This is a genomic window from Flavihumibacter sp. ZG627, from assembly GCF_000814325.1.
Classification (GTDB): Bacteria; Bacteroidota; Bacteroidia; order Chitinophagales; family Chitinophagaceae; genus Flavihumibacter.
Map to the genome: position 1 here is coordinate 187,496 of NZ_JPHF01000002.1, position 21,270 is coordinate 208,765.

General features: G+C 42.6%; 17 protein-coding genes and 1 other RNA gene. 11 read left to right on the forward strand and 7 right to left on the reverse strand.

Annotation, left to right across the window (positions count from 1 at the left end):
• Positions 1 to 35 precede the first annotated feature (35 nt).
• On the forward strand, positions 36 to 1,667 hold the full coding sequence (locus HY58_RS04215; protein ID WP_039129629.1) for a murein L,D-transpeptidase: 1,632 nt from the start codon (positions 36 to 38) through the stop codon (positions 1,665 to 1,667).
• Between the two features lie 37 nt (positions 1,668 to 1,704).
• On the forward strand, positions 1,705 to 3,069 hold the full coding sequence (locus HY58_RS04220; RefSeq protein ID WP_052323829.1) for a GH1 family beta-glucosidase: 1,365 nt from the start codon (positions 1,705 to 1,707) through the stop codon (positions 3,067 to 3,069).
• A gap of 3 nt (positions 3,070 to 3,072) precedes the next feature.
• On the opposite strand, the gene HY58_RS04225 is transcribed toward HY58_RS04220, so the two are convergent.
• Both HY58_RS04225 and HY58_RS04230 read right to left on the reverse strand, forming a co-directional pair.
• Complete coding sequence (locus HY58_RS04225) at positions 3,073 to 4,626, reverse strand: OmpP1/FadL family transporter (protein ID WP_039128486.1); 1,554 nt, start codon at positions 4,624 to 4,626, stop codon at positions 3,073 to 3,075.
• A gap of 98 nt (positions 4,627 to 4,724) precedes the next feature.
• Positions 4,725 to 5,501 (reverse strand): hypothetical protein, encoded by a 777-nt coding sequence (locus HY58_RS04230; RefSeq protein WP_039128488.1) that lies wholly within the window; start codon positions 5,499 to 5,501, stop codon positions 4,725 to 4,727.
• A 120-nt stretch (positions 5,502 to 5,621) separates the two neighbouring features.
• On the opposite strand from HY58_RS04230, the gene proS reads away from it, so the two are divergent.
• From proS to truB, 5 genes are all read left to right on the forward strand, one after another.
• Complete coding sequence (proS, locus tag HY58_RS04235) at positions 5,622 to 7,097, forward strand: proline--tRNA ligase (RefSeq protein WP_039128490.1); 1,476 nt, start codon at positions 5,622 to 5,624, stop codon at positions 7,095 to 7,097.
• Positions 7,098 to 7,189: 92 nt separating this feature from the next.
• Positions 7,190 to 7,642, forward strand: a complete 453-nt coding sequence (locus HY58_RS04240) for a hypothetical protein (RefSeq protein WP_039128493.1) — start codon at positions 7,190 to 7,192, stop codon at positions 7,640 to 7,642.
• A 23-nt stretch (positions 7,643 to 7,665) separates the two neighbouring features.
• On the forward strand, positions 7,666 to 8,619 hold the full coding sequence (locus HY58_RS04245) for a YjgN family protein (protein ID WP_039128496.1): 954 nt from the start codon (positions 7,666 to 7,668) through the stop codon (positions 8,617 to 8,619).
• A gap of 44 nt (positions 8,620 to 8,663) precedes the next feature.
• Entirely contained in the window at positions 8,664 to 9,773 is a 1,110-nt protein-coding gene (locus HY58_RS04250; RefSeq protein ID WP_039128499.1) for a M48 family metallopeptidase, read from the forward strand.
• Between the two features lie 29 nt (positions 9,774 to 9,802).
• A complete protein-coding gene (gene truB, locus HY58_RS04255) occupies positions 9,803 to 10,498 on the forward strand; it encodes a tRNA pseudouridine(55) synthase TruB (RefSeq protein ID WP_039128502.1) in 696 nt (231 codons plus the stop codon).
• Here truB and HY58_RS04260 read toward each other — a convergent pair.
• Complete coding sequence (locus HY58_RS04260; protein ID WP_172644598.1) at positions 10,482 to 12,758, reverse strand: BamA/TamA family outer membrane protein; 2,277 nt, start codon at positions 12,756 to 12,758, stop codon at positions 10,482 to 10,484. The two genes, truB and HY58_RS04260, sit on opposite strands and share 17 nt — an antisense overlap.
• 74 nt (positions 12,759 to 12,832) lie before the next feature.
• Here HY58_RS04260 and HY58_RS04265 point away from each other — a divergent pair, with 74 nt between their 5' ends.
• Positions 12,833 to 13,567, forward strand: coding sequence for an RNA methyltransferase (locus tag HY58_RS04265; protein ID WP_039128507.1), 735 nt, complete (start codon positions 12,833 to 12,835; stop codon positions 13,565 to 13,567).
• 2 nt (positions 13,568 to 13,569) lie between these two features.
• On the opposite strand, the gene HY58_RS04270 is transcribed toward HY58_RS04265, so the two are convergent.
• Positions 13,570 to 14,802, reverse strand: a complete 1,233-nt coding sequence (locus tag HY58_RS04270) for an ABC transporter permease (protein ID WP_039128510.1) — start codon at positions 14,800 to 14,802, stop codon at positions 13,570 to 13,572.
• Positions 14,803 to 14,899: 97 nt separating this feature from the next.
• Between HY58_RS04270 and HY58_RS04275 the strand changes: the two genes are divergently transcribed.
• The 3 genes from HY58_RS04275 to fsa all read left to right on the forward strand — a co-directional run bounded on the left by HY58_RS04275 (position 14,900) and on the right by fsa (position 17,073).
• Entirely contained in the window at positions 14,900 to 16,201 is a 1,302-nt protein-coding gene (locus tag HY58_RS04275; RefSeq protein WP_039129633.1) for a DUF5103 domain-containing protein, read from the forward strand.
• Between the two features lie 35 nt (positions 16,202 to 16,236).
• An RNA gene (gene ffs, locus HY58_RS19145) (signal recognition particle sRNA small type) lies at positions 16,237 to 16,336 on the forward strand.
• Between the two features lie 86 nt (positions 16,337 to 16,422).
• Positions 16,423 to 17,073, forward strand: coding sequence for a fructose-6-phosphate aldolase (gene fsa / locus HY58_RS04280; RefSeq protein WP_039128512.1), 651 nt, complete (start codon positions 16,423 to 16,425; stop codon positions 17,071 to 17,073).
• A gap of 15 nt (positions 17,074 to 17,088) precedes the next feature.
• On the opposite strand, the gene HY58_RS18710 is transcribed toward fsa, so the two are convergent.
• From HY58_RS18710 to HY58_RS04295, 3 genes are all read right to left on the reverse strand, one after another.
• The gene (locus HY58_RS18710) at positions 17,089 to 17,550 is read right to left on the reverse strand and encodes a hypothetical protein (protein WP_052323830.1); all 462 of its coding nucleotides are present in this window, start codon (positions 17,548 to 17,550) and stop codon (positions 17,089 to 17,091) included.
• A gap of 102 nt (positions 17,551 to 17,652) precedes the next feature.
• Complete coding sequence (locus HY58_RS04290) at positions 17,653 to 18,621, reverse strand: L-threonylcarbamoyladenylate synthase (protein ID WP_039128514.1); 969 nt, start codon at positions 18,619 to 18,621, stop codon at positions 17,653 to 17,655.
• A gap of 21 nt (positions 18,622 to 18,642) precedes the next feature.
• A complete protein-coding gene (locus tag HY58_RS04295) occupies positions 18,643 to 21,081 on the reverse strand; it encodes a S9 family peptidase (protein ID WP_039128517.1) in 2,439 nt (812 codons plus the stop codon).
• Between the last annotated feature and the right edge of the window lie 189 nt (positions 21,082 to 21,270).

The following is a 21,270-nucleotide window of genomic DNA, read 5'->3' on the forward strand; positions in this document are numbered from 1 at the left end:
GAATGCGGCGGCATACATTTTTTTAAATGGTGCGTATGAGAAAAATATTCATCCTGATTACCCTGGCTACTATTAGTCTCTTATCCTGCAAATCAAAGGAAGAAAAAGAAGCTGAGAAAGCAGAAAAAGAAAAAAAGAAGATATCCAAGCGCAATACCTGGATCAACAAAAGCAATTCCTATTCAGATCTTTTTCTGGATAGTATGAATGTTGAGAAATTCATCGCAGATCGCCAGGTGCCCGATTCCATATCCAACCGTATGCGTAGCTTTTACAATGCACGCAATTACCAATTCGGATGGTTCAATTCAAAAGGATTCACAGAACAGGCTTACGGATTCTGGAATCTTTATGATCATTATGTGACTTATTCTGCAGACTCATCCCTGCTCGATAAACCTTTTCAAAAGAAAATGAACGCGCTGATGGAAGATGAATTCAGTGTGGGTAATAATGGTTCTTCTGTTCGGGAAACTGAATTGATGATGACCGTTAACTTCCTTCGGTATTCGCTGGCAAATTTTGCTGATGGATATGTTAAACGAAAGGAGATGGAAAGATTTGTTCCCTTCACAAAGCGTGACCCCATGGAATGGGCTGATTCACTTCTTAATAAAAAACATAAAGACAATAAGTATTTCGAAGATATAAATCCTGAGTATGCAAAACTCAAGGAACAGTTGAATAAATATTTTCAGATCGCCCAGAATGGTGGATGGCCACTGCCGGGTTCAGCTAAGCTTCCAATAAAGAAAGGCCAGTCAACTGATGCTGTGCTTGCCATCAAAAAGCATTTACAGTTGACGGGTGATCTTCCGGGAAATGATACAACAATGGTTTTTGATGATGCCATGGAAAATGGTATCAGATCATACCAGGAACGTTATGGATATACTCCCACCGGCATAGTAAATGCTGACCTGCTGAAACATCTGAATGTGCCTGCAACTGAACGCGTGAAGCAGTTATTGCTTAACCTCGACAGGATGCGCTGGATGCCTTCACAACCCAAAGGAAAACTAATTGTGATTAATATACCTGAGTATAAACTACATGCCCTGGAAGACGGAAAAGAGGTTTTTGATATGGATGTAGTTGTTGGAAAAGTCGGACACCATACCTCAATGTTTACCGGCACACTGAACCAGGTTGTATTTAGTCCCCATTGGAATGTACCTCCCTCAATTGTAAAAAACGAGATACTTCCTGCTATGGCAAAGAATCCCAATTACCTGGCCGAAAACAATATGGAGATCGTTGAAAACAACGGTGAGCTACCAACAATCCGTCAACTTCCTGGTGAAAAAAATGCACTTGGTAAAGTCAAATTCCTATTTCCAAATAGTTTTAATATTTACCTCCATGATACTCCCAGTAAATCACTTTTCAGCAGGGATAAAAGAGCCTTCAGTCATGGTTGTATTAGAGTTAGTGAACCACCGAAACTGGCGAGCTATCTTCTGGAGGATGAAGGAAGTTGGGATGATGATCGCATCTTCGAAGCTATGAATGCAGGAACGGAAAAGTTTGTAAAATTGAAAGACCCTGCTGAAGTATTTATTACTTATTATACGGCATGGGTTGATGAGAGAGGTAGATTGAATTTCCGTGAAGATATTTATGGAATGGATAAAGAAGTTGCCGGACGAATGTTCACAAAAATATAATACTGATACAATATATCTGAAGTAGTTTGTGGCTGATATGATTCAGCATCAAAGTGATTCAGGAATCGGGTTCAAAGCTTCAGCTTTTGGACCCGATTTTCATTGGGGCGTAGCCATTTCAGCGGCACAAAATGAAGGTGCAATTCTTTCCGATGGCAGAAGTGTATCTATATGGGATGTTTTCGCCCGCAGATCTGGTGTTATAAAAAGAGGAGTAACTCCGGCACAAGCTTGTGATTTCTATCACCGCTATAAGGATGATATCCTCCTGGTTAAAGCGCTGGGCTTTAATAGCTTCCGGTTTTCCATTTCATGGTCTCGAATTTTACCAGATGGATCAGGAAAGGTTAATGTGCAGGGTATTCGGTTTTATGATGATGTGATTAATGAATGTCTTCTGAATGGATTAATACCTTTTATTACATTATACCATTGGGATCTCCCGCAAGTACTGCAACAACAAGGTGGATGGGTTAGTCCCCTAATAAACAAATGGTTCAGGCATTTCACCAAGATCTGCGCAAAAGCATTTGGGGATAGGGTAAAACATTGGTTAGTTTTAAATGAACCGGTAGGATTTACTTCGCTAGGATATATGATGGGAAAGCATGCACCCGGTAAACAAAATCTTTCTTTTTTTCTCAGGGCCGTTCATCATGCTGCAATCGCACAGGCAGAGGGTGGGAGAATTCTTAGAAAATATGTTGATGGCGCCCGAATTGGCACAACTTTTTCCTGTTCTGAAGTAATACCAGCAACCTTGAATAAAAATGATCTTACGGCTGCTGCAAGAATTGATCTTCTCTTAAACCGCCTATTGGTTGAACCGTTACTGGGTAAAGGATTTCCTGAGGATGATAAAGGATTGATGGATAAAATGAACAGGGAGAATCTAAGCTGGAAATACACTGACAGGATGCAATTCGATATGGACTTTATCGGACTCCAGAATTATTTTCCGGTAGTCATTAAGCATAATTCATTTATTCCCATAGTTCAGGCCTCAGAAGTAAGTGCTAAATCGAGGCAGGTACCCTACACGGCTATGGGTTGGGAAGTAAATCCTTCCTCATTTCAAAATATAATCAAACGTTTCTGGAAATATGGTGCCATTAAGGAGCTGATGATCACTGAAAATGGAGCGGCTTATAATGATAAATTTATAGGTGGAAAAATAAATGATGCCGATCGGATCAATTATTTTCAAACACACCTTCAGGCACTCAATCAGTGTATGAAAGACGGAGTCAGGATTTCCGGATATTTTGCCTGGACACTGATGGATAATTTTGAATGGGCGGAAGGACATGAAGCCAGATTCGGCCTGGTATATGTCGACTTTAAAACACAGCTCCGTACTATTAAGGATTCAGGTTACTGGTGGCGTGAATTTTTACGTTAATTATCAGAATTTGATTCCTACAGTTCCAATAACATTCCCTCCAGTTCCCCGCAGGTCAGCGAATGTGTTTGCTTTGTCGGAAAGCCGGTATGGGAAATTTACATCGTTCGTAATACGATGAACATATGTCAGATCAATGAAGAAGCCTTTATTGCGATAACCCAATCCACCGCTCACAAACATTCTCTTACCGTCAAGTTCACTATCTGCGTATGGACTTCCATAATATGAAAAACCAGCTCTTGCCATTATGGTATTGAATTTCAGCTCACCACCAACTTTGGCATTGATCGTTCCTTTGTAAATATCTTTCACAACGCCATTTACAGCCGTAAAGAAAGCTTCGTCCTCAATAGTGCTTTCCTCAGCGTTCCTGAAACGGCTACTGCCATAGGTAACATACTCAATATCTGCGGAAATAAAACCTTTTTGTTTGCGTACATCTGCCACCTCATTTATCACATATGCCCCACTTGCTATAAAGCGCCAGGGGGAGGAGAGGTCGTATTCATATTCCGGCAGAAACCCATCATTTAGTTCTTTTACATTTACAGTGCTTATACCATTATATCCTTCAAGGTCGGTTTCGAGCGTTCCATCATAGGTGTCTTTCAATGCGTAAATGGTAGGTGTATGGAAGGCAAAACCAAGCCTTAGTTTTTCTACCGGCTTATAAATAATACCGGCTTTAAGATTCAGACCAAAACCTTTGCTCGTAAATCTTTCACGAAGAATGGCTTCCTGAAAATCATTGTTACTATTATTGGAAGCATCCGTCTCTGAAAGCACGCTGTTCTTTTCAAAGTTCACAATGGGTAGACCCAGGCTACCACCATAGTAAATCTTGTCTCTTGTTCCACCCGCGAATGTTATAGCCAGCTCAGTGATTCCTCCTGAAGTTTCAATATAATTCTCCTGGTTCAGCATGAAGGCTGTATCATTCTGAAATGCGTAGCGAAGGGGAGTAGCTACCACTTCTGTTCCAAAGCCGGGGCTGGTTAGTGTATCAACCAGGTATGTATACAATCCCATGCGGGCAGGGAATGAAATACTATTACTATTAAGCGCCTCATCCAGGGTTAGCCCCGATTCAGCGATTTCAGATGCGTATGCTTCGGAATAAGAACTGAAATTATTCTGACCTCTGTATAGGATCTTATTATTAAAATCAGCAGTTCTGTTGACAGCCAGACTAAAAGCGGTATTCCTGTTTCGATTCATGCCGTCAGACATACCCATTACCAGTCCGGAGGTTCCTAATACAAATCCATTGCTTTTTTCAGCAGAAGAGCTGCCCCTGAAACCTGCATCATTCGTAATAAATTTAAAGCCGGGGGAGAAAACTATCTCACTGGTTTTAAAAAGACCTATACCTGCCGGGTTTACAAAATTGGAACTTATATCCCCACCCAGTGCCCCGATGGCACCACCAATTGCCTGGCTCCTTGCAGTACCGTTGGGAGTGAACAATGACATCCGCAGAGCATCTTCCGGAACCTGTGCGAAAGTAGAAAGGGAGAGCAAGCCTGCCGACAATACTAATATACTTTTTCGCATGTACGTGCGCTTTAGTTGAATACCTATGGTTATAAAAAAGGAGGAAACAAATGCATTAGTGGCCAGGTGTTTCCTCCTATAATTGTGAACCGTCCTATTTAGTTTCCGCCCCTGCGGGTTGGCCTGCTAACACCACCACCGCTGCTTCCGGAACTTCTGTTGCTGCTTCCGGATGAAGAAGGTGAGTAACTGCGGCTGGGCCGATCAGATGAACTTTCATTACCGCTGAATATTGACCGGCGGTTCTGATTGGAATTGTAATTCCTGTTATTATTGTTATAATCAGAACTATATGTTCTGGATGGTTTATAGGTGTTACGGTTGCCGGAATTGGTATTGAGATAACTGCTCATTCCAAATGCGGAAACTGGGCGACTTGGCCGGTTAAATAACCCGGCGTTGGGATATTTGCCACCTCCCCAGTTGCCAAATCCACCTCCGCCATACCATGGGTTATACCAGTTGCCAAAGGAGAATCCTATATAAGGGTTGTAAAAACTGTTCCACATATACATTGAATTCCAATGGCTGTTAAATGGACTGTTCCATGTCATGTAGCTGTTCCAGCGCCAATTGTATCGCATCCACGGATCCATCATCATGAAATCATCCTGGAAATATGGCCGGCGGCCTGAGGCGATCATCATTCGCATATACTGGTCATCACGATAGCTGTCACTCATAGCCGCATCATTATACCTTCGTCTTGAATCGGTTTCAAGATATTCTTCATTACCACCTTTAGCTGCCGCTATACCTGTATTTCCCGGGGAATAGTATACGTCATCCGGTGTTTGTCCGGATTTATATACCGAACAGCTGCTTAACGCCACCAGCGCCAGCCCAGCGATCAGTCCCGAAATTTTGAGGTTCATAGCTTAGTCATTAATGGTTTGAAAAAATTACTTTTGCGTTCGCTGTATAAAAGTACAAATATAAGACAGCGTTTTGCAAAGTATTGTTGCAAGCAGATTGTTAAAACCCAACAACTTATAATGAGTAAAGAGATCACCAGCAGGGCACAGAATTATTCAGAATGGTACAATGACCTTGTACTGAAAGGAGGCTTGGCAGATTATTCCGCCGTTCGGGGATGTATGGTAATTAAACCATATGGATTTGCCCTCTGGGAGAATATGCGCGACCAGCTTGATCGTATGTTCAAGGATACAGGCCATGTGAATGCTTATTTCCCGCTCTTTATTCCCAAGAGCTTTCTAAGTAAAGAAGCCGCCCATGTGGAAGGGTTTGCCAAGGAATGCGCCGTTGTAACCCATTACCGGCTTAAAAATGATCCTGATGGCGGCGGTGTTATTGTTGATCCCGATGCTAAGCTGGAAGAGGAACTGATTGTTCGTCCAACTTCAGAAACTATCATCTGGAATACCTATAAGGATTGGATCCAAAGCTATCGCGATCTGCCCCTGCTGATAAACCAGTGGGCCAATGTGGTTCGCTGGGAAATGCGGACCCGCCTTTTCCTCCGTACAGCAGAATTTCTCTGGCAGGAGGGGCACACAGCCCACGCTACCAGGGAGGAGGCAATAGCAGAAACAAACCAGATGCTGGATGTATACGCCCAATTTGCTGAAGAGTATATGGCAGTTCCGGTTATTAAAGGCCGTAAAACCGAAAGTGAAAGATTTGCCGGCGCAGAGGATACCTATTGTATTGAAGCCCTTATGCAGGATGGCAAGGCACTTCAGGCTGGCACATCTCATTTCCTGGGACAGAATTTTGCAAAGGCTTTTGACGTTAAATTCCTGACAAAGGAGAATAAACTTGAATATGTGTGGGCAACCAGCTGGGGTGTAAGTACCAGGCTTATCGGAGCCCTGGTAATGGCCCATTCTGATGACCAGGGTCTTATCCTGCCACCAAAGATCGCCCCGCAGCAAGTAGTAATTGTTCCCATTTATAAGGGTGATGAACAAAAGGCAATAATTGGTGAAAAGGTGAAAGGGATAATGACTGAGCTTAAAGCATTGGGAATTTCCGTGAAATATGATGATAGTGATAATACACGTCCGGGTTGGAAATTTGCCGAATATGAATTGAAAGGTGTACCCGTAAGAATTGCTATTGGAGCCCGCGACCTGGAGAATAATGTTGTGGAAATTGCCCGGCGCGATACTAAGGAAAAGTCAAGTGTTTCAATGGACAGTCTTGCTGGTCATATCAAAAACCTGCTGGATGATATACAGTCCTCCATGTTCAATAAGGCTAAACAATACCGCGACAGCCATATTACCCGGGTTGATAATTGGGAAGAATTTGAGAAAGGCCTGGATGAAAAAGGAGGATTCTTTGCTGCTCATTGGGATGGTACCGCAGATACAGAAGAGGCAATCAAAGAAAAAACCAAGGCCACCATTCGTTGTATACCGCTTGATAATGAGCAGGAGGATGGCAAATGCATCCTTACGGGCAAACCAAGCACTCAGCGGGTTTTGTTTGCAAGGGCCTATTAAAATTTTTCTTCCTCCAACACAATAAAAAAAACAGACATGCACAATCGTAAACTTGTGCATGTTTTTTTATTTTTCAGGACTTATCCTGAATTATGCCAGAAAATACAGAGGAAACAGAAAGCATTCTCAGTTTCCAGGCCAAAAGAAAATTGCATAAGATTTCCCGTTGGGGGAAATTCATTTCGCTTTCCTCTTGTATCCTGGTAATACTCCTGATAATTTTAATTACCCGGGGAATACTTTCAAGAACACTACCGGTTTATAAAGATTCCCTTCTAAGCAGTACAGAAAGAAATCCGTTACTGATCATATACCTGGCCCTTCTTTTATTGACATTATTTCCCTGTATAAAATTATATCTGTTTTCTCATCAGTGTAGCAAGGCTATAAAGGCAAATGACAAATTTCTTCTGGCTAAGTCATTCGATAACCTTCTTTCATTTTTCCGCTTCCTTGGAATAATACTGTTGATATTACTCTTGCTGTATTTACTATTCATATTCATGGGCACACTTGCCACTCTATTCAACTGGGGCAGGTATTAATAAACAACCAAACCAACTTCCACATGGAACATCGCTATTACAAATTTCAGTATCTGGGTCAGGGCCTCGAACTATTCAAGATCCAACTTGTAAACATCATCCTCACCGTTTTAACCCTGGGATTATATTATCCCTGGGCAAAAGCACGTACCCTGTCATACCTCTACAGCCAGACGCATTTTGAAGATTCTCCTTTTTCGTTTACTGGTACCGGTAAGGAAATGTTCAAAGGATTTATCAATGCCTTTGTACTCATCCTCATTTGGTATGCACTGCTTATTTATGCAATTACCACTGAAAAACTTGGGCTAACACAGCTGATCCTTCTTGGCTTTTATTTTTTCCTAATAGCACTCACTCCCTTTATTCTCCACAGTTCCTATCGTTATCGCATGGCAAAGAGTAACTGGCGTGGAATACGGTTTGGTTATGTTGGTGAACGGAAAGAGCTGGTTAAGATCTTCCTTAAAGGAATATTGTTCACTATTATAACGCTGGGGTTTTATGGACCCTGGTTCACCATCAATGTTCGCAGATATATGCTGAGTAATATTCGTGTCGGTAATGCAGGCTTCCGGTATGATGCAGACGGGGGTGAGTATTTCTGGTTGAATTTCAAAGGATATTTTCTGACCATTTTTACTTTTGGTATTTATTTTTTCTGGTGGCAGCGTGATATCTTCCGGTACTTTGTAAACAATCTTCATATAGAACAGGAAGAACGTGCCTTGTTCCTTCATAGCAGGGCCGAAGCAGTTGATTTTTTTGAACTGATAGTGATCAATATGCTTATTGTGGTATTCAGTTTTGGATTAGGCAGTCCATGGGCTACTACCAGAACAATGAATTTCCTGACCAGGAATATTCTGATCAACGGCTATATTGCTTTTGATGAACTGCAACAGGCGCAGGAATCTTATAATGATGCAACAGGGGAGGAGTTCAGTGACCTGCTTGATTTCGGATTCGTTATATGAACATGAACACATTTTTTGCACTTTATCATGTTTAACTTTGTGCAATGGACCAAACCATAGTACAATATTTTAATGGCCAGTCTGCCAGACCGGTTCCTGCCAGGATCTTGTTGTTCAACAATGCCATCCAGCTCTATGATATAGGTGGTAATAATTTCCTGGCAGATTTTCCTTTTAATGGTATCCGATTATTGAGTAACTCGGGTGATGCAGTTCATTTTTCTTTGCTACCCGATGGTTCTCAAACCCTTCAAATTCCGCGTCATCACTTGATGCTACCCGAATTAATGAAGTATGCAGCAGGTGATCGCGACCGGTGGTTTAAGGGGCTCAGCAAAATAAAACTACCATTATTACTAGGCTTATTTCTGCTGGTGGTTATAGGCGGCTACTACCTGCTTGTATCCGGCTTATCCGGAATTGGCTTACAACTTATCTCTCCTCGTAAGGAGGCCGAACTGGGTAAACTGGTTTATGAAGCTATGATTAAAGACCAGACTATTCACCAGGATGCCACCAAAGCATTGGCGGATTTTTCCACTGCCTTGGATCTGAGTGAAACCTATGATCTTCAATTTACCGTGGTTGACGATACCATGGTAAATGCTTTCGCCATTCCGGGAGGTCATATAGTGGTTTATAAAGGTATCCTCCGGAAGATGCAGCGCCCTGAAGAATTAGTTGCATTACTTGGTCATGAAGCCTCTCATGTGAATGAACGCCATAGTCTTCGCAATATGCTCCAGGAATTGACCGGCAGCTTCATGCTAAGCATGGTTTTCGGCGACCTGGGATCTATTGGTGGTGCCGTTGCGTCACAGGCAAATATGCTTCGCAGCCTTTCCTATTCCCGCTCACTTGAAGAATCAGCCGATGAAGAAGGGATGAAAAGGATGGTGAAAAATAATGTAGATCCCGAAGGAATGGTAATGCTGATGGACCGACTCAAAGAAGCCAGTGAAGGCATAGAATTGCCAGGATTTTTAAGCACTCACCCTCTTACAGAGGATCGAAAAAAGCATGCTCAGGAATTTGCACGGAAATACTCCATTGCAAGGGATCTGTCGCCCGTATTGATTAGTAATTGGGAGATACTGAAACGTTCAGTTGAGAAAGCTTCCAATCCCAAACCCGACAAAGCCCAATGGTACTGAACGATCCTTACCTTTGCGAAAATTAAAAAGTGGACTTATTCAATAATCCTTTTGCAGAAGGCAGGGTTTTGCTGATAGATAAACCATTGGAATGGACATCATTTGACGCAGTCAGAAAGATCAGGAACCTGGTGAAGACTAAAAAAGTTGGTCATGCCGGCACGCTCGATCCTCTTGCAACAGGATTGCTTATTATCTGCACGGGAAAACTTACCAAAAAGATAAATGAATATATGGCCCGTGAAAAAGAATATACGGGAACCATTACCCTGGGTGCAGTAACTCCCACTTTCGATCTGGAGAGCGAGCCGCAATTACAAAAAGATATATCGGAATTAAATGATGAATCCATAAGCAAGGCAACCGCCCTTTTTACAGGACCAATACTTCAGGTGCCACCCATTCATTCTGCCATCAAAATTAATGGGAAGCGGGTTTATGAATTGGCCAGAAAAGGCATTGAAGTTCAAATGGAACCACGGGCAGTTACTATCTCCGTATTTGAGATCACTTCTATAAAAATGCCTCTTGTACATTTTCGGGTTGTATGTTCAACCGGTACTTATATAAGAAGCCTGGCAAATGATTTTGGCGCTGCACTAGGCTGTGGAGGATATTTAAGTTCTCTTCGCCGAACACGCATAGGGGAGTTCAGAGTGGAAGATGCCTATACAATGGAGTCAGCAGAAGAAATGATAGCTGATGCACTCAGAACGGATGATTGATCCCCAATTGAAATTGACCATTACCAGGCCGAAGATTATAAAACCAACCATTGTTGAAATTAGAGTAGAATGGATCCTTAAGTTTATATGCCCAGTCAAAACGTATGAGGAAATAACTGAAGTCGAATCGCAAACTGGTTCCGCCCGCCACAGCAAGGTCTTTATACAACTTGCTTAAACGAAAAACAGCAGGATCTAAATTTGGATTCCCCCTGTTATTACGAAACCAGATATTTCCAATATCTGTAAATAGGGCACTTTTTACCCTGATACCATAAATGGTTGCCAGATTAAACCTGAATTCTGCATTTGTTTCCAACTGTATGTCTGCAAATCGATCTGCATTGGTGCTGCCGAAAAGACGGGATGAGCCCGGACCAAGCTGGCGAACCTGCCAGGCGCGCATACTACTTGGCCCCCCGGCAAAATATGATTTAAAAAAGGGAAGGTTATTCTCTTTGGTAATATTCCCGAGAGTATCAACCACTTTTCCATATGGCTGCCCCATCCCCGCAAAAAACCGGAATGCCCATGAACTCCTGCTTTGATTTATGTAATAGCGGAAATCAATATCCGCTTTCAGGTATCTTGAGAGCCTGGCCTGAAGATCCCAGCTTTTAATATTTCCAAATACGCCTCCACTCTCTTCAAGACCTATTTTAAGATTTATCACTTTATTTGACCTTGACCATGCACTCAACACAATTAATTTCTGGGAAATGATCAGACCGTCATTGAATGAGTTGCGGAGATTGGGAATACTATCGAATAAGCGCTGAAGACTATCCGTTGAAAAAACCCGGACAAATTCAATATTAAGCGGACTATAGATCCAGTTTCGGTTTTTTTTATTTGTCCAGTCATATCCAATGGATGCATTTAATGCCTGTACTTTATAAAAAGCCCGCCGGTCGGTATAAGAGCCATTTGCATTTAGGATGGTTCGGGACGATAATAGATTTTTCTCACCCCTTATTGGAAAAGGGGCCACAAATTTTGGGATGGTGAAATTCTGTCCCAGACTTGTCTGGAATGTTTGAATGATCTGTCCCTTATTACCGAGTTCAATGCCAAAACGCAGGTTGGTGGAGGCCTGGATAGATTGTCGGGCAAGGTTTCGGTCACGTAATCCGAAGTTTAAGCCCAGACCCAGCAAATTACTGGTTGTCACCACATCTGATGCGTTCCTGCTCGCTTCCAGATCAATATTAAGGCTTTGCTTTTTTGCAGGGTACATATTGATATCTACATCCACAATGCCCAGACTGTCTACCGGCAGAAGGTCAACTGCAACCTGTTGCCAGGCACCCATTTGACCCATGATATTGTTGGTTCTGTAAACGTCTTCCTGCTTATATAATGCTCCTGGCTGAATATAATTATTGCGAACCAGGAAGGAGGGCTTGAACAGATCACGGGTCCTGAGAATCTGAATACCATCTCTCACAATTGTATCTCTGTAAACGGGGAGAGAATCACCTAACAACTGTCGGTCAGGGAAGATTCTAACATTCCGGATATGATACTGCTGCAGGTGTTCCGGGTTCTCAATTCCTTTCTGCCTGAATACTACATCTATCTGGGGATTGTTTCTCCTGTTCTGGACTTCTTCGAGTAAACGAATCTGTTCAAAAGGGTCCAGTCCCGGGTCAATAAGTGCCCCAACCACAGTATCTACTTCTGCGTAAATGTCGTCCCGGTTTATCTTTAAATATCCATTGTTGCGGTAAATATTGAGAATACGGTCAAGCTCAAGAGATATTTTTTCTTTACTATATGTATCCCCTTTCTTCAGGATCGATTTCTCCCTGTTTTTGAGGGCTATTTCTTGTAAAAGACTATCCCTGAATGCAAAATCTATGGAATCAAAGCGCATTACCTTGCCAGTGACCACATCAAAGTTCACGGTTACCCGCTGCTGATCTTCCACCTGTGTGAGAGTTGAGTCCCATTTGATCTCCCCATACATAAAACCTTGTGCACGCAGCAGATCATCCAGGTAGCCGATGGAATTAACGGCATAAGAACTATCAAAAACTGCAGGTTTGTTAAGAATCTGCTTAAAGCCTTTTCGTACCCATTTCACCTGGAGGCTGTCGTCAAGCTGGTTCTGCATCCTGGATATGAGCTCAGTTTTTTCTGAGGTCCGCATATCCGTTCTTAATTTGATATCCGTCTTGTAAACAAAAGGTTTATCGGGGGAATAATTTTTTATAACCTTGCATCCGGAGGCCATTAGCAGGGGTAACCAAAGAAGCATCCGGAAATAAAATTTACGGATGTACATGTTGGTTATAACTGCGGGCATAGTCTGTTGAAAAAAAGTATAAGGTAATGATTACAAAAAATCAGGTCAAATATATCCAAAGTTTGAGCCATAAAAAATTCAGGGATGAAGAAGGCCTCTTTGTGGCCGAAGGACGAAAGATAGTTGCGGAACTTCTGGGTATGCCGCATATACGCACAAAGGAGCTGTATGGAACTCTGGAATGGTACGCCTCACAGGCAGTAAGTACAAGTGATAAAGGATATTTTGAAATCTCTGAAGGAGAGCTGGAGAGGATTTCATTCCTTAAGACACCTAACCAGGTTTTAGGAATATTTTACAAGCCCGACCTCGTTATTGAACCCGGGAGCTGGCAAATTTTGCTGGATGGAATACAGGATCCCGGAAACCTTGGGACCATTATCCGGATCGCCGACTGGTTCGGTGTTCCGCAAATCATATGTAGTCAGGATTGTGCCGATGCTTTTAGTCCAAAGGTTGTACAGAGTACAATGGCAAGCATTGGGAGGGTAGAAATTTTTTATACAGACCTGGTGGAGTATGTCAGAACACATTCACATAGGCACTTTTATGCAGCTACACTTGAGGGAACTCCATTACGGGATATTAAGGCTCATGGTCCATCGGCTTTGGTTATAGGAAATGAATCAATGGGGATCAGATCTGAATTGAAGAATGAATTGAAATATTTTGTGACCATACCCCGGATGGGGGCGGCAGAATCTCTCAATGCTGCCGTTGCCACAGGAATCATTTTATCACATATAATTACGGACTTATAATTTTATTTGAACTGAATGGCACGAACCGGTTCTATCCTGCGGATGATATAAGTAGGTATCAGCAGCACAGCCATGCAAATGAGGAATGTACCAGCATTAACAGCCAGGATCTGCCATGGGATCACCTTAACCTCTGCCTTACTGATATAATACATTTCTTCCGGCAAACGTATAAGTCCATAACGTTTCTGGAGAAATATGAGTGTAAACGCAAGAATGTTTCCAAGGATAATGCCCGTTAGAGTGATTACTCCGCCATGATAAAGGAAGATCTTTTGTATCATACCGTCGGGTGCGCCAATGGCCTTCAGAACCCCAACCATTCTTGTACGTTCCAATACCAGGATGATCAGACATGTTATAAGGTTCAGGATAGCAACAATGATCATGATGATCAACACAATGGCAATGGTTTTATCTTGTAATGAAAGCCAGTCGAATATATTTGGATATATCTCTTTAATGGTTCTGCTGTTCCATAATACCGGAAGTTCAGTGAATACTGCCTCATTGGCCACATCTATCAATTCATGGTCCTCCAGGAATATTTCATAACCCCCAATACTGTTAGGAGACCAGTTATTAAGACGCTGTATCAGCCGCAGGTCTCCTAAGGCGATCATCTTATCATAATCTTCGATACCAGTTTTGTAAATGCCGCAGATGTTCAGTTTCCTGGCCCTTGGCGCCGATCCGTCATTCTGTATGAAATAAATCAGTATGCTTTCGTTGACCTTGAGGTTTAACTGGTTTGCCGTATAGGTAGACAGTACAATTTCATTACTGTAACCACTGTCAGGGAATTGCATCCAGCGACCCTCTTTGAGAAAGGATGACATCCGCCTTGTATCATAACTGCTGTCTATACCTTTGAACAATACACCTTCAATGCTTTCGGCAGTTTTAAGGATGGCATTTTTAGTTGCATAAGGTTGCACAGATCTTATACCCGGAACAGTTTTTTTCAATCCTGCTACAGTATCATTTTTATCTATTGGATATTCTTCTGCAATGGCAACCTTATCGGGCTCGTAATGCTGAACCCTTATATGTCCCCAGAAACTGAAGATCTTCTGGCTGATGGCGTACTGGAAGCCACTAGTAAAAGCCAGTGCAATGATCATGGCAGTTACACTAATGGTGGTTGCAGCTATCGCAAGGCGGATAATAAAACGGGAAAAGGATTTCTGGCGGTTAAATGCCACTCTCCTTGCTATGAATCCGGCAACATTCAATCGGCATGGTTTTAGTCAACAAATATAAAGGATGTGCCCGAGTGTGCGATAATTGAAGGGAATTGAATGATATTTACAAGTAATAAGGATGCGTGCCATGAAGAAATTACGGATAATAATAATTGCCCTGCTTGTTCTGACTGCCATTGGGCCTCTGAAATTGAAAGCCCAGGAGCCGGATATCATTTATTATTCAAATATTCAGAATCTGAAACTATATCCGGCTGGTAATCCTTTTGGCTATCCACTGATCAGGCTCAATGGTGGAGATCAGTTGGAACTGCATTTTGATGATCGCGAAGGGGGCGTTAAAAGCTATTCCTATTTATGGGAACTGCGTAATGCCGACTGGAGCCCGGTAATGCTCAGCGCAATGGATTATATAAAAGGATTTACTCAGCAGCGTATAACTACATATAGAAATTCTTCAGTTGCACTTACCAGATATACACATTACCAGGTTTCATTACCAGATAGAAGCAGCGGACCTTCCCGATCTGGTAATTACCTCATAAAAGTTTTTCTTAATGGAGATCCTTCAAAAGTGGTATTTACAAGAAGGGTGCTGGTAGTGGAAGAAAAAGCCGGGATTGCCCTTCAGGTTCTTCAGCCATTCAATAACCAGCTATTCACTACCCATCAGAAAGTCAATTTCACCGTTACCACCCGCAATCTCAATATTGTAAATGCTATGCAGCAGATAAATGTTTGTATTCTGCAGAATAACCGGTGGGACAATAAGAAGTTCGGCTTAAGGCCAACATTTATAAGGCAAAACAATCTGGAGTTCAATGCGGAACAGGATGGTGTGTTCTCATCAGGCAAAGAATGGCGCTGGCTCGACCTGCGCAGCTTCAGGCTCCAGAGTGACCGTGTTGATAGCGCACGCTATTCACCCTCTGCTACTGACATATATGTAAAGACAGATATAGATCGTTCTGCCCAGCGTTTTGTTTATTACCGCGATGGTAATGGCATGTATTTCAATGAAACGCTGGATGGATTAAATCCCTTCTGGCAGGCTGATTATGCAACCGTTCATTTCAGTTATAAACCCCCAGGTGGAATGCCATTCCGTAATGATCTTTACCTTTTCGGGGAACTAACAAATTACGGTAAAGACCCGCAATCAAGAATGGTATTCAACAAAGAAAAAGGAATATATGAAACCTCAATCTGGTTGAAACAGGGATATTACTATTATGGTTATGCGACAAAGGAAGGGGAAGGGGAGAAGGCCTTTTTCAGCATGGACAGAACAGAAGGAAATTATTGGGAAGCAGAGAATAATTACACCATCCTTGTTTATTACAGGGCACTGGGTGGCAGGGCTGATGAACTCATCGCTGCTGCTTCTATCAATTCACTGGCAGGAAGGCCGGGCGTTATTTCAAATTGATTTGTCAGGAAAATCATCTTACCCTATCTTTGCGCCGGCAGGTCTCATACGACCAGCTCCTACTGAACTCCCCCAGGGTCGGAAGACAGCAAGGGTAGGTGGTTGTAGCGGTGCGATGTGAGTAGCCTGCCATTTTTTATTTCTCCTTTCTCGCACTCTCTGCCGCGTCATTGGTCACCCATTTCTTCTTATCTTCGTCAGCGTCAAAAACAACCCAATACATGAAATTTTTTATTGATACTGCCAACCTGGCCCAGATCCAGGAAGCGAATGAATTAGGAATTCTTGATGGTGTAACCACCAATCCATCCCTTATGGCAAAAGAGGGCATTAAGGGCGAAGAGAATATTATCAATCATTATAAGGCCATCTGCGAAATGGTGGATGGAGATATCAGTGCAGAGGTTCTGTCCACCGATTTTAAAACTATGGTGGAAGAAGGTCAGAAACTTGCAGCTATCCATCCTAATATTGTAGTAAAGGTTCCGATGATAAAGGATGGTGTAAAGGCCATAAAGTGGTTTACCGATAACGGGATCAAAACAAATTGTACGTTGGTGTTTTCCGCCGGGCAGGCAATCCTGGCAGCAAAGGCAGGAGCAGCATATGTTTCTCCCTTCATTGGACGTATTGATGATAGCGGATGGGATGGCACTGAACTGATCGGACAGATTGCGAATATTTATGGTATTCAGGGTTTTAAAACGGAAATCCTCGCAGCTTCTATCAGGAATCCCAACCATATTATAAAATGTGCTGAACTTGGTGCCGATGTATGCACCTGCCCACTTGAATCAATACTGGGCCTGCTGAAACATCCGTTAACAGATATCGGCCTGGCTAAGTTCCTGGAAGATGCGAAAAAAATGTAATGGATTATAAGGCTTCTAACCCAGGAAGCCTTTATTTTTTTTACGTGGTTTTGTACCCGGATTCCTGATCTCATCAAGGATCTCTTCTTTAGTCTTTAACTTTTCATCATCCCCTTTTTGCTTGATATAGATTATCATGGATCGAGTTAGAGCATTATTTGTATTATGCGATACGGTAACCGTTACTTTATCACCCTTGAAATCTTTATCAAGTAAAAGACTGTTTCCTTCGAATTTTCCTCCGTCACAACTGAATTTTAAATCTTTACTGGTAAGCGGAAGCCACCTTCCATCTGAGTAATGACCATCAACATTAATATAATTATGTACTCCCTTTTTCAAGCTGTCGGTATATAAGTGAAACGCAATACTATCAAGTGTAGCTGAAGCTGTCTGATCTTTGTCTTTTGATTTACGCTGCGCCTGAACACTGCAGGAAGAAAAAAGCAAAATGGCGAATAATAATCGAATCATCATAGTTGGTCCCTTGTTATTAAGATATTACATTAGACGAATATTCAGCGATCCCGGGTTGTATTCATGCATTTGAAGTTTGTTAAATCGCTGTAAAAACCATACTTAAATGGTAGATGCACGCTTCAGCCTGTCATTAATTGCCCTGCCCAGTCCTTCCTCCGGAAACGATTCCGCAATTATCAATTCAATATTCATACTGTCAGCCATTCTCATTGCGCCGAATAATCGGCTGGCAGCTTCTTCAAGGCTGCCTGAAGGAGAAAGGATAAACTGGTTTGTTGCTGGAATCAAATCCAGCGATTCCTTAAAAGTAATACTTGCAATTTTTTCAGAAGCTGTATCTGAATTTGCCGACAATATTTCTTGAGGGTTTCCCCACAACATTTTGTGTTTGGTAGCATAGTGCTTTGCCAGCATTCCCGGTGAAATGGGGTTATCAACATAACCTTCTTCCGGCAGCGCAATTTTTCCAATTATGGCCTCAATAGCTTCAAGTGAAACTCCGCCAAAACGAAGAAGCCGGGGTTCCGCCTCCATAAATGAAATAATGGTGGATTCAACTCCAACCCTGCATTCTCCTCCATCAAGTATGTATCCCAGTTTATCACCCAACTGTTCAGCCACATGCATGGCTGTAGTGGCACTAACATAGCCGGATGGATTAGCGCTGGGGGCGGCAAGGGGAAAATCAAGTTGCTGCAACAATGAAAGCGTAAGAGGATGATTGGGGATACGGACCGCCACTGCTGGTGTTCCTGCCGTTACAATACCAGGGATCATTTCAGAGGTTGGAATAACAAAACTTATTGGACCCGGACAAAAATGCGCTGCGAGTGCCTTTGCTTTATCGGGAAGAAAAAGACCCAGATTTTCCAGTTGATCCGTATTCGCTACATGAATGATCAGCGGGTTAAACTGAGGCCTGTTCTTAGCCATAAAGATCCTGACAACAGCCGCCTCATCAAGTGCATTAGCAGCTAATCCATATACAGTTTCAGTTGGAATTGCTACCAGTTCTCCAGCCCGGAGGTGAGCAACTGCTACTGAAACATCATTTCCTATTTTGACCATAGGATGTAAAGATACATCTCATCAGAAAGCTTTCTTTGAATCTGGTTGTTTTACATATTTTTCAAGCCATTGATGTTGTTCCCAGAGCATATGGAGAATGTTTTCCTTGCTTGCATATCCATGGCTTTCATAGGGTAGGGTAATATAGCGTACTGTTCCGCCATGCCCTTTTACAGCATTGTATAAACGTTCACTCTGGATAGGGAATGTTCCAGAATTATTATCCATTTCGCCATGTATAAGAAGAAGCGGGGTTTTGATTTTATTGGCAAAGCTGAATGGACTCATATTGAAATATACATCCGGAGCCTCCCAATACGTACGCTCCTCGGCCTGGAAGCCAAAAGGTGTAAGCGTTCGGTTATATGCTCCGCTACGTGCGATTCCTGCTTTGAAAAGATTGGTATGTGCAAGTAGATTTGCAGTCATAAATGCACCGTAACTATGCCCCCCCACACCAACGCGATTACTATCCCCCACACCTCTGCTGGCTACGGCCTGTATGGCAGCATGGGCATTAAGGTATAACTGAGGAATAAAATTATCGTTTGGTTCTTTACTACCTTCTCCCACTATGGGCATTTCTGCATTATCAAGTACAGCATATCCCTGGGTTGCCCAGAATACCGGCCCGCCATAAGAAACACTTGTGAAGGTATATTTCGATCCTCTCACCTGAGCTGCATCCGCAGCAGATTTATATTCGCGCGGATAGGCCCATATTAGCACCGGAAGGGGACCATCTTTTTTTGCATCATAGGATTTTGGTAAATAAAGTGTTGCGGTAAGATCAATTCCATCAGCCCTTCTGTAGGAGATCTTTTCCTTTGAAACGCCTTCCAGCTGAGGGTAAGGATTTGTGAAGTTTGTAAGTGCCAGCCCTCCCTTTTTTGATGGTTTGCGGAAATTTCGCATATAGAAGTTTGGCGTTTCAGTTGGTGTTTCTCTCCGGGTTATAAAATCGCCGTTTTCAGCATCAAGAATATCAACTACAAACTCGTATACACCTTCCTGGCTCCGCCATAATTCACGGGTGGCCCGCGTTTTCAGGTTCAAAGAACGGAGTAGGGGCAAGTCGCCGTTCGGAGACGATCCTGAGGATGTAAGCAGAATATCCCCACTCTTCATTATTTTAATGACCTGCCTGCCATATTCATTTCGAGTGCTCACAACATTTCCCAGATCATTATATGCATCATTTGAACTCCTTTCATGCAGGCTGTCAACAGCTCCTGTTGCCGGATTTAAAAGATTGATCCTTGACTTTCGGTCTGCAAACATCGCTTCATAAAGAAGGGCTGTTTGTGCATTTCCCCAGTCAATCCCCCTGAACCTTCTTTTTGTGCGAACCAGTTCCTTTGGTTGTTCATTACCTGACGCTGTCAAAGTATAAACGGCATCCCTGTTTGCTGATGTAGTTCTGCCTAATCCCTTGTCAAGTGCCTGGACATAATAAATTGTAGAAGGTTCGTCATCTCTCCAGTCGATATTCCTGGGAAAGCTGACTACATCATCAAACCCAATAGGTGCACCTTCAGAAGATGGGTTATTTGTGATAGTACGAACTGTTTTTCCGGCCATATCTGTAACTGTATAACTGGAAGGAAATCCACTCCAGGGCACCAGGTAGGAAAAGGGCTTCTGGATCACTCCTTTTAGTATGTATTGTTTATCGGGTGAAACACTGAAACTGCGGTAGATAGCAGGCTCTCCGATAGGTTTTTCCACAACATCGCTACCGCTTAATTGAATTTGCATCAGTTGGGCTGTTGCATAATATTCAAAGAGTAATTCATCATGCGGACTTTTGATCAGATCCTGATAGGTGCGGGAAGCTGCTGCTTTTCCGAGTGACTCCTGTATTACAGGGCCCGTAGGTGCTGCTTTTTTTACCGGTTCGGCCTTACCTGAACCCACTGCTGATTTATAGATGATCATATCATTATTCACCCAGCTGAAAGAAGACCCTATTACTGCATTAACAGGCTTTCCATTGATCTTTTTTGCAATTCCATCAGCTGGTTTTGCCGTATAAATATCGATGCGGTCATTTCCATGATGTAGAAAAGCAACGGAAGCCTGGTCGGGGCTCCACTGTAAACTGGTTCCTTTTAAATCTTCGGGGATGCCGGTTAATGTAGTTGTTTTACCTGTTTTGAGATTCTTGAATTGCAAACTGTTAAAGTATGTTGTTCGGCTACCACCGAAATTAGCCGGATTCCATCTTATGCCCGCTATCCGGTATTCTGGCTGGGCAAGCTCTTCAATTGTCGGGAAAGATGCCCGCTCAATAATTATCATCCATTGTCCTTTTCCATCTACCGTAACGGTGGGGGTGGGTTTCGATAATGCCAGGTCAGTAATGTCTTTTGGCGGGGTCTGGTAATGGCTGTCATCCTGAGCCATCACTATACTACATAAAAGAAGTGCGGAAAAAAATAATGAATAGGATCTTTTCATATCAGCTCTTTATTGTGCCCAATTTAAGGAAGAAGACCCATTCGACCCTATTGCGTGAAGCCGTTAAAATTAAAATTTGGAGATTTGCCCTCAATGCCTATATTTTTGCACCGCAATGATTCAAAACACGCAAAAACACCATCATCATCATTTTCTGCCATCGCAGTAAGCGGATGATGTTTGCGTCTA

Bases quoted from the DNA above. Each gene is read 5' to 3' on its own strand.
- HY58_RS04230 (WP_039128488.1), bottom strand. From the start codon at position 5,501: ATGAACCTCAAAATTTCGGGACTGATCGCTGGGCTGGCGCTGGTGGCG.
- HY58_RS04225 (WP_039128486.1), bottom strand. From the start codon at position 4,626: ATGCGAAAAAGTATATTAGTATTGTCGGCAGGCTTGCTCTCCCTTTCT.
- HY58_RS04245 (WP_039128496.1), top strand. From the start codon at position 7,666: ATGGAACATCGCTATTACAAATTTCAGTATCTGGGTCAGGGCCTCGAA.
- HY58_RS04290 (WP_039128514.1), bottom strand. From the start codon at position 18,621: ATGGTCAAAATAGGAAATGATGTTTCAGTAGCAGTTGCTCACCTCCGG.
- HY58_RS18710 (WP_052323830.1), bottom strand. From the start codon at position 17,550: ATGATGATTCGATTATTATTCGCCATTTTGCTTTTTTCTTCCTGCAGT.
- HY58_RS04295 (WP_039128517.1), bottom strand. From the start codon at position 21,081: ATGAAAAGATCCTATTCATTATTTTTTTCCGCACTTCTTTTATGTAGT.
- proS (WP_039128490.1), top strand. From the start codon at position 5,622: ATGAGTAAAGAGATCACCAGCAGGGCACAGAATTATTCAGAATGGTAC.
- HY58_RS04220 (WP_052323829.1), top strand. From the start codon at position 1,705: ATGATTCAGCATCAAAGTGATTCAGGAATCGGGTTCAAAGCTTCAGCT.
- HY58_RS04250 (WP_039128499.1), top strand. From the start codon at position 8,664: ATGGACCAAACCATAGTACAATATTTTAATGGCCAGTCTGCCAGACCG.
- fsa (WP_039128512.1), top strand. From the start codon at position 16,423: ATGAAATTTTTTATTGATACTGCCAACCTGGCCCAGATCCAGGAAGCG.
- HY58_RS04215 (WP_039129629.1), top strand. From the start codon at position 36: ATGAGAAAAATATTCATCCTGATTACCCTGGCTACTATTAGTCTCTTA.
- HY58_RS04260 (WP_172644598.1), bottom strand. From the start codon at position 12,758: ATGCTTCTTTGGTTACCCCTGCTAATGGCCTCCGGATGCAAGGTTATA.
- HY58_RS04275 (WP_039129633.1), top strand. From the start codon at position 14,900: ATGAAGAAATTACGGATAATAATAATTGCCCTGCTTGTTCTGACTGCC.
- HY58_RS04265 (WP_039128507.1), top strand. From the start codon at position 12,833: ATGATTACAAAAAATCAGGTCAAATATATCCAAAGTTTGAGCCATAAA.
- HY58_RS04240 (WP_039128493.1), top strand. From the start codon at position 7,190: ATGCCAGAAAATACAGAGGAAACAGAAAGCATTCTCAGTTTCCAGGCC.